Origin of the sequence: Streptomyces diastaticus subsp. diastaticus (assembly GCF_011170125.1) — a bacterium.
Lineage (GTDB): Bacteria > Actinomycetota > Actinomycetes > Streptomycetales > Streptomycetaceae > Streptomyces > Streptomyces diastaticus.
In genome coordinates this window covers 919683-933140 of record NZ_BLLN01000005.1, presented here as the reverse complement: position 1 = coordinate 933140, position 13458 = coordinate 919683, and the positions used below count along the sequence as shown (strand labels likewise).

The 13458-nt window shown below is 73.2% G+C and carries 11 protein-coding genes; 10 read left to right on the top strand and 1 reads right to left on the bottom strand.

Features of this window, described 5'->3' with window-relative positions; genetic code table 11:
* Window positions 1-103: 103 nt before the first annotated feature.
* From Sdia_RS21630 to Sdia_RS21610, 5 genes are all read left to right on the top strand, one after another.
* Window positions 104-2035, top strand: coding sequence for a cellulase family glycosylhydrolase (locus Sdia_RS21630; RefSeq protein WP_100453530.1), 1932 nt, complete (start codon window positions 104-106; stop codon window positions 2033-2035).
* Window positions 2036-2081: 46 nt separating this feature from the next.
* Window positions 2082-4400, top strand: coding sequence for a glycoside hydrolase family 3 N-terminal domain-containing protein (locus tag Sdia_RS21625; protein WP_124287916.1), 2319 nt, complete (start codon window positions 2082-2084; stop codon window positions 4398-4400).
* Between the two features lie 243 nt (window positions 4401-4643).
* Window positions 4644-5927, top strand: coding sequence for a bifunctional 3-oxoadipate enol-lactonase/4-carboxymuconolactone decarboxylase PcaDC (gene pcaDC / locus Sdia_RS21620; RefSeq protein WP_100453532.1), 1284 nt, complete (start codon window positions 4644-4646; stop codon window positions 5925-5927).
* Window positions 5928-6050: 123 nt separating this feature from the next.
* Window positions 6051-6683 (top strand): MBL fold metallo-hydrolase, encoded by a 633-nt coding sequence (locus tag Sdia_RS21615; RefSeq protein ID WP_100453533.1) that lies wholly within the window; start codon window positions 6051-6053, stop codon window positions 6681-6683.
* Window positions 6684-6718: 35 nt separating this feature from the next.
* Window positions 6719-7498 (top strand): exodeoxyribonuclease III, encoded by a 780-nt coding sequence (locus tag Sdia_RS21610; RefSeq protein ID WP_100453534.1) that lies wholly within the window; start codon window positions 6719-6721, stop codon window positions 7496-7498.
* 3 nt (window positions 7499-7501) lie between these two features.
* On the opposite strand, the gene Sdia_RS21605 is transcribed toward Sdia_RS21610, so the two are convergent.
* Entirely contained in the window at window positions 7502-9292 is a 1791-nt protein-coding gene (locus Sdia_RS21605) for an SGNH/GDSL hydrolase family protein (protein ID WP_189499855.1), read from the bottom strand.
* A 307-nt stretch (window positions 9293-9599) separates the two neighbouring features.
* Between Sdia_RS21605 and Sdia_RS21600 the strand changes: the two genes are divergently transcribed.
* The 5 genes from Sdia_RS21600 (at window position 9600) to Sdia_RS21580 (ending at window position 13422) form a co-directional block, all read left to right on the top strand.
* On the top strand, window positions 9600-10037 hold the full coding sequence (locus Sdia_RS21600; protein ID WP_100453536.1) for a DUF6278 family protein: 438 nt from the start codon (window positions 9600-9602) through the stop codon (window positions 10035-10037).
* Between the two features lie 162 nt (window positions 10038-10199).
* On the top strand, window positions 10200-10943 hold the full coding sequence (locus Sdia_RS21595; protein ID WP_100453537.1) for an amino acid ABC transporter ATP-binding protein: 744 nt from the start codon (window positions 10200-10202) through the stop codon (window positions 10941-10943).
* A 12-nt stretch (window positions 10944-10955) separates the two neighbouring features.
* Window positions 10956-11894, top strand: a complete 939-nt coding sequence (locus Sdia_RS21590) for a glutamate ABC transporter substrate-binding protein (protein ID WP_100453538.1) — start codon at window positions 10956-10958, stop codon at window positions 11892-11894.
* A 14-nt stretch (window positions 11895-11908) separates the two neighbouring features.
* A complete protein-coding gene (locus Sdia_RS21585; RefSeq protein ID WP_100453539.1) occupies window positions 11909-12553 on the top strand; it encodes an amino acid ABC transporter permease in 645 nt (214 codons plus the stop codon).
* Complete coding sequence (locus Sdia_RS21580; protein ID WP_100453540.1) at window positions 12550-13422, top strand: amino acid ABC transporter permease; 873 nt, start codon at window positions 12550-12552, stop codon at window positions 13420-13422. Before Sdia_RS21585 ends, Sdia_RS21580 begins: the two co-directional genes overlap by 4 nt.
* The last annotated feature ends 36 nt before the right edge of the window (window positions 13423-13458 follow it).

Below are 13458 nucleotides of genomic sequence, written 5' to 3'. Positions count from 1 at the left end.
CACCGCACGCGGGCCACCGCCCGCCGCCGCACCACCCCGGCCGCACGTCCGTACGACCGGCCGGCCCACCGACCCCGCACACCGAGAGCATCCGAGAAGGATCATGCGACGCCACAGCGCCCAGCTCACCCATGACCACGCCGTACTGCCCTGGCTCGGCGCCAACTTCTGGTCCCGCACCGGCGGGCCCCTGATGTGGCGGGACTACGACCCGAAGACCGTGCGCGAGGAACTGGCCGTCCTGCGGGAGCACGGGCTGACGATGACCCGCTCCTTCTTCTACTGGCCGGACTTCCACCCCGAGCCGTTCCGGATCGACGAGGAACTCTGCGACCGCTTCCGGGACTTCCTCGACGCCCACACCGAAGCGGGGATGGGGACCGTCCCGACCTTCATCGTCGGCCACATGTCCGGCGAGAACTGGGACCCGGTCTGGCGCGGGGGGCGGGATCTGTACGAGGACGTGTGGCTCGTCGGGCGCCAGGCGTGGTTCGTCTCCCAGATGACCCGGCGCTTCAAGGACCACCCCGCCGTGACCGGCTGGCTGATCACCAACGAGATGCCCGGCTACGGACGGATCTACCAGGAGAACCCGCCCTCCAGCGACGTGGTCACCGCCTGGGCCCAGTTCATGTGCGACGCCGTCCGCGCCGCGGGCGGCACCCAGCCCGTGTCGCTCGGCGACGGCGCCTGGGGCATCGAGGTCACCGGCCGCGACAACGGGTTCTCGCTCCGCGACACCGCCGAGTACGTCGACTTCGTCGGCCCGCACGTCTACCGCTCGGACACCGACCGGCCCCGCCAGCACTACCGGGCCGCGTTCGAGTGCGAACTCGCCGCCGTCACCGGGCAGCCGGTCGTGCTGGAGGAGTTCGGCCTCTCCACCGACACCGTCTCGGCGGCCAACGCGGGGATCTTCTACCGCCAGACCCTGCACAACTCGCTGCTCGGCGGCGCCACCGGCTGGATCGCGTGGAACAACACCGACTACGACGGTCTGTGGGACCGCTCGCCCTACGACCACCACCCCTTCGAGATGCACTTCGGCATCACCGACAGCACGGGACGCCCCAAGGAACCGCTGCGGGAACTCCGCGACTTCGCCGAGGTGCTGGAACGGGTCGACTTCGCCCGCTGCCGGCGCACCGACGCGGACGCCGCCCTGGTGGTGCCCGCCTTCCTGGAACGCGGCTACCCCTACAGCCGTCCCGCGGACCGGCCGCTGATCTTCACCTCCCTGCACCAGGGGTACGTGGCGGCCCGCGGCGCGGACCTGCCCGTCGTGTTCGCCCGGGAGGCCGACGGACTGCCCGAGGACGCCGCGCTCTACCTGCTGCCCTCGACGCGTCAGTTCACCACCCGCACCCGCCGCGCGCTGGAGCGCCGGGCCCGCGAAGGCGCCACGGTCTACCTGTCGTTCTGCTCGGGTGAGCACCCGGGCACGCGCGGCCCGTGGTTCGACGACCTCGACGGTCTGTTCGGCGTGGAGCACCAGCTCTCCTACGGCGTCGCCGAGCCGGTCGAGGACGACGTGCTGGAGATGACCTTCACCGAGGACTTCGGGACCATCGCGGCGGGCGAGACCCTGACCTTCCCCGTCGCCGGCAACGAGGACAGCCGCGCCTACCTGCCCGTCGTCCCCAAGGGCGCCCGGGTGGTCGCCACCGACGCGCACGGCCGCCCCGCGCTGCTGCGCCACGACACGGGAGAGGGCCGGACGGTCCTGGCGACCTACCCGCTGGAGCACATGGCGGCCCGCACCGCCCGCGTCAACCCCGAACAGACGCACCGCCTGTACGCCGCCCTCGCCGAGATCGCGGGTGCGGCGCGACCGGTCACGGTGGACAGTCCGTACGTCGCCGCGGACACCCTGGTGCACGAGGACGGCAGGCGCTTCGTGTGGCTGGTCAGCCAGTCCGGCACCCAGGTGACCGTCCAGCCGTCGGCCGACGGCGTACTGCACGGCCTGGACGGCTGCCCGGTGCGGGACGTGACACTGCCGCCGTACGGCGTGCGTGTCCTGGAACAGCGCTGAGCCCCGCCCCTTCCCCCGTCACGCCGCGAGGTCAGGAGACCCAGCCATGGCCGATCCCCTCTACCGCGACCCCGCCGCCCCGGTCGCCGCCCGGGTGCGCGACCTGCTCGCACGGATGACCCTCACCGAGAAGGTGGGGCAGGTCAACCAGCGGATGTACGGCTGGCACGCCTACGAGCGGACCGCCTGCGGGCACCGGCTCACCGAGGCGTTCCGCGCCGAGGTCGCCGCGTTCGGCGGGATGGGCGCGCTGTACGGCTTGCAGCGCGCGGACCCCTGGTCGGGGGTGACCGCCGAGACGGGCATCGGCGCGGCGGAGGGGGCGCGCGTCTCCGACGCCGTCCAGCGCCACGTGGTCGAGAACACCCGGCTGGGCGTGCCGGTCCTCATGGTCGAGGAGATGCCGCACGGCCACCAGGCGCTGGACGGCACCCTGCTGCCGGTGAACCTGGCCGTCGGAGCCACCTGGAACCCGGGGCTCTACGAGGAGGCCGTCGCCTCGGCCGCCGCCGAGCTGCGGGCGCGGGGCGGCCACGTGGCGCTGGTGCCGGCGCTCGACCTGGTCCGCGATCCGCGCTGGGGGAGGGCGGAGGAGTGCTTCGGTGAGGACCCCTACCTGGCGGCACGGTTCACCGAGGCGCTGGTGCGCGGCGCGCAGGGGGCACCGGGTGAGCGGATCGCGCCGGACCGGGCGGCGGTCGTCCTCAAGCACTTCGCGGGCCAGGGCGCGACGGTCGGCGGCCGCAACAGCGCGGCGACCGAACTGGGCACCCGGGAACTGCACGAGATCCACCTGGAGGCCGCGCTGGCGGGGGTACGGGCCGGGGCGGCCGGAGTGATGGCCGCGTACAACGAGTTCGACGGCCTGCCCTGCGCCGCCAACCGCGAGTTGCTGACCGGCGTCCTGCGTGAGAAGTGGGGATTCGACGGGGTGGTGATGGCCGACGGGCTGGCCCTGGACCGGCTGGTGCGCCTGGCCGGGGACCCGGTGGCGGCCGCGGCGACCGCCCTGTCCGCCGGCACCGACCTGAGCCTGTGGGACGGCTGCTTCCCACGCCTGGCGGAGGCGGTCGACCGGGGGCTGGTCGAGGAGGCGGCGCTCGACGCGGCGGCGGGCCGGGTCCTGGCCCTGAAGTTCCGGCTCGGCCTCTTCGAGCAGCCGTACACCGGTCGGCGCCCCGCGGTCACCCGACCGCGCGAGCTGAGCGAACGCCTCGCCCGGGAGTCGGTGACGCTGCTGGCGCACGACGGGGCGACCCTGCCCCTGTCCGGCCGGGCGCGGATAGCGGTGCTGGGCCCGAACGCCGACTCCGTGCCGCAGCAGCTCGGCGACTACACCGCGCCCCAGCGTCCCGGCTCGGGCATCAGCCTCCTCGCGGGGCTGCGGGCTGCCGCCCCGGCCGGCACCGAGGTCACGTACGCCCGCGGCTGCGACCTCGTCGGCGCGGACCGGTCGGCGCTCCCGGGGGCGGTGGCCCTCGCGGCCGGGGCGGACGTCGCGGTCCTGGTACTCGGCGGGTCGAGCGCCCGGGCCGCCGAGACGCACTTCGACGCCAACGGGGCGGCCCAGGTCACCGGCGATCCTGGCGGGATGACCTGCGGAGAAGGCGTCGACCTGGCCGAACTCGCCTTGCCCGAAGGCCAGTCGGCGCTGCTCGACGCGGTCACGGCGACCGGCGTGCCCGTCGTGGTCGTGCTGGTCCAGGGGCGCCCGCACGCGCTGGGAGACCTGACCGGGCGGGCGGCGGTGCTGCTCAGCGCCTGGTACCCGGGGCCCGGGGGCGGCCGGGCGGTGGCCGACGTGCTGCTCGGCCAGGCGGAACCCACCGGGAGGCTCCCGGTGTCGGTGCCCCGGTCCGCCGCCCAACTGCCGGTCTTCTACAACGGGAAGGACCACGGCTACCGCGGCTACGTCGACCAGCCCGCCACCGCCCGCCACGCCTTCGGCCACGGTCTGTCCTACACCACGGTGGAGTACGGCGAGCCGCGCCTGACGCGCCCGGTCGCGACCGTCGCGGAGTTCGACGAAGAGGGCGGCGGACCACCGGTGGTGTGCTCGGTCGAGGTGCGCAACACCGGGGGCCGGCCGGTGCGCGAGACGGTCCAGCTCTACGTCCGCCGTCTGCTCGGCGGCACCTCCTGGCCCCGGGTACGCGAACTGCGTGGCTTCCACCACACCGACCTCGGCCCCGGGGACGCGGCCGAGGTCTGCTTCACCGTCGACGCCCGGACGCTGGCGTCGGTCTCCCGCTCGGGGGAACGGGAGGTGGAGAGCGGGGAGTTCGCCATCGAGACCGGCCCCTCCTCGGACCGGACCCGGGCCGCCCGGCTCACGGTGCGCCCGTCACCCGCTGCGAGGTCCTGACCGGACGCGACGGCTGCCGGTTCCGCCGGAGGCCCGGCGCGCCACCACCTCACCCGGCCCGGAGAAGGGAGCAGGGCAGCAGGTGGGGAGGGAAAGAGCAGGTGACGGAGGTGCGGCAGGGCCAGGATGTCCCCATGCGCCCTCGGCCGGCGCCTCCTCGCCCGAGGGGGCGAGCCGCGGGTGCGCCGGGCCGCCGCTTCCCCGGCTGTGTGAGACGGCGTGAGACGTGAGAAGGTCTGAGGCGTGAGTGAGACACCGTCGAACACCCTGCAATACCGCTTTGACGGGCCGGAGGACGCCCCGGTCCTGGTCCTCGGTCCCTCACTGGGTACCACCTGGCACATGTGGGACCGGCAGGTGCCCGAGCTGGCCCGCACCTGGCGGGTGTTCCGGTTCGACCTGCCGGGCCACGGCGGAGCGCCGGCTCACCCGGCCGGGACGGTCGCCGACCTGGCCGACCGGGTGCTGGCCGCGCTGGACGCCTCCGGGGTGCAGCGTTTCGGGTTCGCCGGCTGCGCGCTCGGCGGGGCCGTCGGCGCCGAACTGGCGCTGCGCCACCCCGGGCGGGTCGCCTCGCTGGCGCTGATCGCCGCCTCGCCGCGGTTCGGCACCGCCGACGAGTTCCGCCAGCGCGGGGTGGTGGTCCGGTCGCACGGGCTGGACCCGGTGGCGAGGGCCGCGCCCGAGCGGTGGTTCACGCCCGGCTTCGCCGGGGCGCAGCCCGCCATCACCGAGTGGGCGGTGCAGATGGTGCGCACCACCGACCCCGGCTGCTACATCGCCGCCTGCGAGGCGCTCGCCGCCTTCGACATCCGGACCGAACTGGGCCGGATCGGGGTGCCGACCCTCGTCCTGGTCGGCTCCGAGGACCAGGTCACCGGGCCCGCCGAGGCCCGCACGCTGGTCGCCGGGATTCCGGACGCCCGCCTCGCCGTGGTGCCCGGCGCCTCGCACCTGGCGCCGGTCGAGCAGCCGGCCGCCGTCACCGACCTGCTGGTGCGGCACTTCTCCACGCCCTGGAGCCCCGCTCCGGAGGCGACGGGGCAGACGCCGGCGCCGGCCCCCACCCCGGTGGTCCTGCCGCCGCAGCCCACGGGACCGGTCGCCGAGATCGCCCCCTGGGTCGACCCGGACGCCTCCGTGCGGCCCGACCCGTACGAGTCCGGCATCAAGGTGCGCCGCGAGGTGCTGGGCGACGCCCACGTCGACCGCGAGCTGGCCGAGGCGGACGCCTTCTCGGGCGAGTTCCAGGACTTCCTGACCCGCTACGCGTGGGGCGAGATCTGGAGCAGGCCCGGACTGGACCGCCGTACCCGCTCCTGCGTCGCGCTCACGGCACTGATCGCCTCCGGGCACACGGCCGAACTGCCCGCGCAGGTGCGGGCGGCCCTCCGCAACGGCCTCACCGTGGCCGAGCTGCGCGAGGTCCTGCTCCAGGCGGCCGTCTACTGCGGCGTCCCGGCGGCCGAGGAGGCGTTCCGGGTCGCCCGCGCCGTGGTCGCGGAGGAGACGACGCCGCACGAGTAAGGGGAGCGCCGGGGCCCGGTCGCGGATCTCGGCGCCGGGCACCGCCGCCGCGCCCGCCAGGGGACCTGGGCTCCTTCGGAGGGGGAACGTGCCGGGCGCGGGGGGAAGGCGCACGATGGAACCATGAGGTTCATCAAGAAGCGCCATTCCTGCGTCCGGCTGGAGAAGGAGTCGGGCACACTCGTCATCGACCCGGGCAACTTCACCGAGCCGGACGCCGCCGTCGGCGCCGACGCGCTGCTGGTCACCCACGAGCACCCCGACCACTTCGACGAGGGAAACCTGCGGGCCGCCCTGGAGGCCGACCCGGCCGTCCAGCTGTGGACCCTTGCCTCGGTGGCGGAGCCCATGGCGGCGGCCTTCCCCGGCCGGGTCCACACCGTCGGCCACGGTGACACCTTCACGGCCGCCGGGTTCGACGTCGAGGTCCACGGAGAGCTGCACGCCGTCATCCACCCGGACATCCCGCGCGTCACCAACGTCGGATACCTGGTCGACGGCGCGGTCTTCCACCCCGGCGACGCCCTGACCGTCCCCGAACGGCCCGTCGAGACCCTGCTGCTTCCCGTCATGGCCCCGTGGAACAAGCTCTCCGAGGTGGTGGACTACCTCCGCGAGGTCCGTCCCACCCGCGCCTACGACATCCACGACGCGCTCCTCACCGACCTGGCCCTGCCCGTCTACGAGCGGCAGATCGGCGCACTGGCCGACGCCGGCCACCAGCATCTGCGGCCCGGCACGTTCACCGAGGTCTGAGGGGACTGTCGGCGGGGTCGGTTAGGTTGTCAGTCATGCGCATCGCCACCTGGAACGTCAATTCGATCACCGCGCGCCTCCCGAGGCTGCTGGCCTGGCTGGAGAGCAGCGGCACGGACGTGCTGTGCGTCCAGGAGACCAAGACCACCGAGGAGGCCTTCCCCGCCGACGCCCTGGCCGAGCTGGGGTACGAGAGCGCGGTCCGCGCCACCGGCCGGTGGAACGGCGTGGCCGTCGTCTCCCGCGTGGGCCTGGCCGACGTGGTCGGCGGCCTGCCCGGCGGACCGGAGTACGACGGCGTGGAGGAGCCCCGGGCGATCTCCGCGACCTGCGGCCCGGTCCGTGTCTGGTCGGTCTACGTACCGAACGGCCGCGAGGTGGGCCACCCCCACTTCGCCTACAAGCTCCAGTGGCTCAAGGCCCTGCGGGACGCCGTCGCCGACGACGCGGCCGGCGAGCGCCCCTTCGCCGTCCTCGGTGACTACAACATCGCCCCGCACGACTCGGACGTCTGGGACCCCACCGCCTTCATCGGCGCCACCCATGTCACCCCGGAGGAGCGCGAGGCGCTCGCCGCGCTGCGCGCCACCGGGCTGAACGACGTGGTCCCGCGCCCCCTCAAGTACGACAAGCCCTTCACCTACTGGGACTACCGCCAGCTCGGTTTCCCCAAGAACCGCGGTATGCGCATCGACCTGGTCTACGGGAACGCCCCGTTCGCCACCGCCGTCTCCGACGCCTACGTGGACCGCGAGGAGCGCAAGGGCAAGGGAGCGTCCGACCACGCCCCGGTCGTCGCCGACCTCACCGTCTGAGTCTCACCCCCCGGCGCGCGGCCGTCCGGTCAGCTCGCCCAGGTCGACGGCGTCGGCCAGCGCCTGGAGCCCCGCCTCGCCCGGGTGCAGGTGGTCGCCGCTGTCGTACGCGGGGAGCATCCGCGCCGGGCGGTCGGGATCGCGCAGGACCCGGTCGAAGTCGAGGACGGCGTCGAAGGAGTGCCGGTCGGCGCGGAGCGCCCGGTTGACCGAGGTCCGCTCGGCGTCGACGGCTGCGGTGCAGCGGGACTCGCCCTCACACGGCGCGAGGGTGGTCACCACGGCCCGTACGCCCCGGGCGCGGGCGCGGCTCGCCAGTTGCCGCAGCCCGTCCACCACCTCGTCGGCGCCGGCGCCCCAGCGGACGTCGTTTATGCCCTCGAAGAGGACCACGGTCCGCGCGGAGGTCTGGGCGAGCAGGTCCCGGTCCAGCCGGTTGAGGGCGCTGACCCCGCCGGTGTCGGCGGACACGCCGTCGCCCGGGTAGCGGTCGCTGAGCACGCGGTTGGCGGAGATGCCCTGGTTGAGCACGCCGTAGCGCGGCACCCGGTCCTGCGCGCGCAGCCGCCGGGCGAGCGCGGCGGTCCACCGCCTGTTGGCGCCCTCGGTGGTGCGGACGCCCTCGGTGATGGAGTCGCCGAGCACCACCACGGAACCGGGCCCGCCGCTCACGTCGACGCCCGTGAGCAGCGGCCAGGTGCCGACCGTCCCGGTGTACGCGGCGCCGTCGGAGTCGGCGGCGTGGTCGCCCGGGGTGCTCAGGTACGACTTCTGCACCGCCTTGTCGTGCAGCGGCACCGACGGCACGGAGCCCGGCAGGTGCAGGCTGACCAGCAGGTCGGCGCCCTCCTCCACGGCGAAGTCGAGCGGGTCGCTGACCGCCTCCGCCCCGGCCGGCAGGACCGCCCCGCGCCGCCCGCCGAAGGCCAGCGGCACCGGCTCGGACCGGGGCTCGGCGTCCTTCGCACGGACCGCCACGGTCGCGCTGCCCACCCGGACCGGCGCTCCCGCGAAGGTGTTGGAGAGCCGCACCCGTACCGTGGGGCCCGCCTTGGTGGGATGGACGACCAGCCGCAGCGTCTGGTCGCGCCACGGGCCGACCTCCGGCAGCCCGGCCGTCGACGCCGACCAGCTGCCCGTCCAGCCCTCCGCCGCCGGACGGACCCGCAGGTCGAAGACGTGCAGGGCCCTGCCGAAACCCCGTACGTGCGGCAGCCGCACCGACTCCACGGTGCGGCGCGCGTCGAGCGGTACGGTCACCACGTACAGCCGGGGGCGGTCCTTGACGCCGCCCTCACGGGTGTTGAGGTACGGCAGGGCGACCGCCTTGGTGGCGAGCGGACCGGTGCGCCAGTCGGGGGCGGTCAGCCGGTAGCGGCTGTGACCGCCGTCGCGGTAGTGCACGCTGCCCGTGCCGGTCGCCTCGCCGCCCGTGCCGGCGACCAGGAACGTGAGCGCGTCCCCGCGCCCCTCGACCGCCACCCGCTGCCCGTCGGCGCGCACGTTGTCGGGTCTGCCGGGTCTGGAGACCGGCCAGTCGAGCCGGGTCCCCTCCACCGTGGGACGGGCGCCGACCCGCCATCCGGCGGCGCGCAGCGCGGCTGCCGGCAGCGAGCGGCCCTGCCCGTCGAAGTCGGCGGCGCCCGGCCGGTCGTCCTCGCTGACCGCCCGGTTGTCGTACAGCTCCCGCAACGGCCGCGGCTCCCGCTCCTCGGCCGCGCCCGCCGAGGCCGGCGAAGCCGCGCTCGTGACCAGGGCCAGGACGAGGGCGGGCCCCCACAGTTGTCGGCGCACGGGCGCCCCCTTCTTCGGTCGTCGGTCGTCGGTCGTCGGGGAGGACCGGACGCCACGCGTCGCGGTCCGCCGCCGACTCGATGGTGCCGGTCGGTGGCGCCGGCGCCGTGGTGCCGGAGGTGTTCGGTGCGTCGGGCCGGGCGTGGCCCGACGGAGGGGAAAGGCCCGGCCACGTTAGGAAGGCGTGTTCGAAGGCGTCAACGGCGTCTCGGCCGACGGAGCGTGAACAAGCGCCGAACAGGCCATAAGCGGCTCCCAGCCGCGCGCCTGTGGCCCGCCGGGCCCCACCGGTGCCACGCTGGGTTCCATGCACATCCCCTTCCTGGACAAGTGGCGTGAACGGCAGAGCGGGTCCGGGCGGTCGGCCGCCGCCGTCTTCGAGGACCACCCGGACGCCGCCGCGGAACTCTTCGCCGAGTGCGAACTGCTGCGCTCGCACGCACAGGTGGCCGGGCTGGAGCTGGACGACACACCGGCCTCACTGGCCGCCCTGGACCAGTTGCTGCCGCGCTGGCGCGACGATCCCGAGGTGCTGCCCTGGCTCGGCAACGACGCGGGGCTGTACCTCGGCACCGTCGTCGTGCGGAACGTGCGGGGCGCGCGCTGGCACGTCTGGCCGGGCGGCCGGGTCGTGGTCCGGCTGCCCTCCGGCCGCGAACTGCACGTGGTCGAGGCCGGCGTCGAATGGGCGGTCCACGGCGCGCCCGAACTCTCCCAGACGTACGCCGAGATCGCCGAGGGCTGACCGCGTCCGGCGGACCCGGCGCGCCCCGCCGCATCCGCCGGCCGGCGGTCCGAGGATGGGCAAATACGGTTAATCCCGCCCTGTGCGTGTCGTTTGTCCGGCCCCGAGAGGCGCTGGATAGTTTGCGCGGACCGACACCGCTGGAAGTGGGTAGAGCTGGGCATGGCTGTCGATCCGTTGATCGAGTTGCACGACGTGAACAAGTACTACGGCGACCTGCACGTCCTGAAGGACATCAACCTCACCGTCGGCAGGGGAGAGGTCGTCGTGGTCATCGGTCCCTCCGGGTCGGGGAAGTCCACTCTCTGCCGCACCGTCAACCGGCTGGAGACCATCCAGTCCGGCACCATCAGACTCGACGGGCAGCCGCTGCCGGAAGAGGGGAAGGCGCTCGCCGGGCTCCGCGCCGAGGTGGGCATGGTCTTCCAGGCCTTCAACCTCTTCGCGCACAAGACCGTGCTCCAGAACGTCTCGCTGGCCCAGATGAAGGTGCGCTCCCGCAAACGGCCCGACGCCGACCGGCGCTCGCGTGAACTCCTGGAGCGGGTCGGCCTCGCCGACCACGCCGACAAGCTCCCCGCCCAGCTCTCCGGCGGGCAGCAGCAGCGCGTCGCCATCGCGCGGGCGCTGGCCATGGACCCCAAGGCGCTCCTCTTCGACGAGCCGACCTCCGCGCTCGACCCCGAGATGATCACCGAGGTGCTGGAGGTGATGCAGCAACTCGCCCGGGACGGGATGACCATGGTGGTCGTCACCCACGAGATGGGGTTCGCCCGCTCAGCCGCCAACCGGGTCGTCTTCATGGACGGCGGACGCGTCGTCGAGGACCGCACCCCCGAGGATTTCTTCAGCGACCCGGAGAGCGAGCGGGCCAAGGACTTCCTCTCCAAGATCCTCAAGCACTGAGGGGGCGACGCCATGACGTACGCGACCCGTATCCGCCGCCCCCGCCACGCCACCCGCCTGACGGCCCTCGGGCTCCTGCTCCTCCTCGCCCTGGCGGCCGCCTGCGGCAAGGAGGGCAGCCCCCCGGTGAAGGGCCCCCGGGCCGACCAGTTGCCCGACTACCGCGTGGACACCGGTTTCCGCCTCCCCGAGTCGCCGACCTGGCGCCGGGCCAAGTCCCGGGGCTCCCTGGTCGTCGGCGCCAAGGAGGACCAGCCGTACCTGGGCGAGAAGGACCCGGCGGGCGGCGGCTACACCGGGTTCGACATCGAGATCGCCAAGATGGTCGGCGCCTACCTCGGCTTCGCCGAGAACCGCGTCCGCTTCACCACCATCGCCTCCGCCAACCGCGAGACCGCCCTCCAGAACGGCCAGATCGACTACTACGTGGGCACCTACACCATCAACGACAACCGCAAACGGCTCGTCGGCTTCGCCGGTCCCTACTACATCGCCGGGCAGGGCCTGCTGGTCCGCGCCGACGAGGAGGGCATCGAAGGGCCGCAGGACCTCGACGGCAAACGCGTCTGCTCCGCCGCCGGCTCCACGCCGTACCAGCGGATGCAGGAGGAGTACCCGAAAGCCGTGCTCGTCTCCTACGACACCTACTCGATCTGCGTGGACAACCTGCTGACCTACCAGGTCGACGCGGTCACCACCGACGACGCCATCCTGCTCGGCTACGCCGCCAAGGTCCCCGACGAACTCAAGGTCGTCGGCAAGCCCTTCTCCGAGGAGCCGTACGGCATCGGCGTGCTGCGCTCCGACAACGCGCTGCGCCTCGCCATCGACGACGCCCTCCAGGAGGGTGAGCGCAAGGGCTACTGGAAGGCGGCGTACGACGCGACGCTCGGCCTCTCCGGCGTCCCGGCGCCGAAGCCGCCCGCCATCGACCGCTATCCGGCCGGCTGAGGAGGGCGGACATCATGAACGTCCTGACCGACAACTTCTCCACCTACGGCAGAGGCTTCCTCGGTACCGTCGAACTCACCGTCTACGCCTCGCTGCTCGCCCTGGCCCTCGGCTTTCTGATGGCCTCCTTCCGGGTGGCGCCGATCGGCTCCCTGCGCTTCTTCGGCACGGCCTGGGTGACGGTCCTGCGCAACACCCCGCTCACCCTGCTGTTCTTCGCCGTCCTGCTCGGTCTGCCGCGCTTCGGCCTCGCCCTGCCCTTCCAGCTCTTCGCCGTCCTGGCGCTGGGCTGCTACACCTCGGCCTTCGTCTGCGAGGCGCTCCGCTCGGGCATCAACACCGTGCCGCGCGGCCAGGGGGAGGCGGCCCGCAGCCTCGGCATGACCTTCGGCCAGACCCTCTCCGCCGTGGTGCTGCCGCAGGCGTTCCGTTCGGTGATCGCGCCGGTCGGCTCGACGCTGATCGCGCTGGCCAAGAACTCCGCCATCGCCGGGGCGTTCAGCGTCACCGAACTCCTCGGCACCTACCGCACCCTCAGCGAGCTGGGCTACAACATCATCTGGACCTTCGTCTGGATCGCGCTCGGCTACCTCATCATCACCCTCACCATCAGCGCCCTCTTCCACCTCATGGAGAAGCGCTGGGGAGTCGCCCGATGACCGCCAGGACCGACCAGGAGCCCTCGGCTCTCTACGACATCCCCGGCCCCAAGGCCCGCAAGCGCCACCGGATCTTCAGCGTCCTCGCCGTCCTGGTGATCCTCGTGGTCCACGGCTGCGTGCTGTATCTCCTCTTCGACACCGAGCAGTTCACCACCGTGAAGTGGCGCCCCTTCGCCTACACCGGTATCCAGGAACTGCTGCTGCGCGGACTGGGCAACACCCTCAAGGCGTTCGCGTACGCCTCGGTGCTCTCCCTCGTCCTCGGCGGTGTCCTGGCCGTCGGCAGGCTCTCCGAACACCGGCCCGTGCGCTGGGTGGCGACGGTGATCGTGGAGTTCTTCCGGGCCATGCCGGTGCTGGTGATGATCTTCTTCGTCTTCGTGGCGCTCCAGGTGCACGCGCTGCCCGCCCTGGTCACCGGCCTGACCCTCTACAACGGCTCGGTCCTCGCCGAGGTCTTCCGCTCCGGCGTCAACTCCGTCGACAAGGGCCAGCGCGAGGCCGCGTACGCGCTGGGCATGCGCAAGACCCAGGTCATGGTGCACGTCCTCGCCCCGCAGGCGCTGCGCGCCATGCTGCCGGCCATCATCAGCCAGTTGGTGGTCGCGCTGAAGGACACCTCGCTCGGCTACCTCATCACCTACGAGGAGTTCCTCCACGCCGGAAAACTCATCGCCTCGAACCTCGACTACGATTTGCCCTTCATCCCCGTGGTGATGGTGATCTCGCCGATCTACATCGGGATGTGCATGCTGCTCTCGTGGTTCGCCCAGTGGGTGTCCCGCAGGCAGCGCCGCAACCCGAAGGCCGAGGCGGCCGCCGTCACCCGGCCTGAGCCGGGAGGGCTGCTGCCGGGCGAACGGTAGCGGGCCGACCCGGGGCGCCCCGCCCCCGGCCTGCCC

Excerpts from the sequence above, each read along its gene's own strand:
- Sdia_RS21630 (WP_100453530.1), top strand. The coding sequence starts at position 104 with ATGCGACGCCACAGCGCCCAGCTCACCCATGACCACGCCGTACTGCCC.
- Sdia_RS21625 (WP_124287916.1), top strand. The coding sequence starts at position 2,082 with ATGGCCGATCCCCTCTACCGCGACCCCGCCGCCCCGGTCGCCGCCCGG.
- Sdia_RS21615 (WP_100453533.1), top strand. The coding sequence starts at position 6,051 with ATGAGGTTCATCAAGAAGCGCCATTCCTGCGTCCGGCTGGAGAAGGAG.
- Sdia_RS21610 (WP_100453534.1), top strand. The coding sequence starts at position 6,719 with ATGCGCATCGCCACCTGGAACGTCAATTCGATCACCGCGCGCCTCCCG.
- Sdia_RS21600 (WP_100453536.1), top strand. The coding sequence starts at position 9,600 with ATGCACATCCCCTTCCTGGACAAGTGGCGTGAACGGCAGAGCGGGTCC.
- Sdia_RS21595 (WP_100453537.1), top strand. The coding sequence starts at position 10,200 with ATGGCTGTCGATCCGTTGATCGAGTTGCACGACGTGAACAAGTACTAC.
- Sdia_RS21590 (WP_100453538.1), top strand. The coding sequence starts at position 10,956 with ATGACGTACGCGACCCGTATCCGCCGCCCCCGCCACGCCACCCGCCTG.
- Sdia_RS21585 (WP_100453539.1), top strand. The coding sequence starts at position 11,909 with ATGAACGTCCTGACCGACAACTTCTCCACCTACGGCAGAGGCTTCCTC.
- Sdia_RS21580 (WP_100453540.1), top strand. The coding sequence starts at position 12,550 with ATGACCGCCAGGACCGACCAGGAGCCCTCGGCTCTCTACGACATCCCC.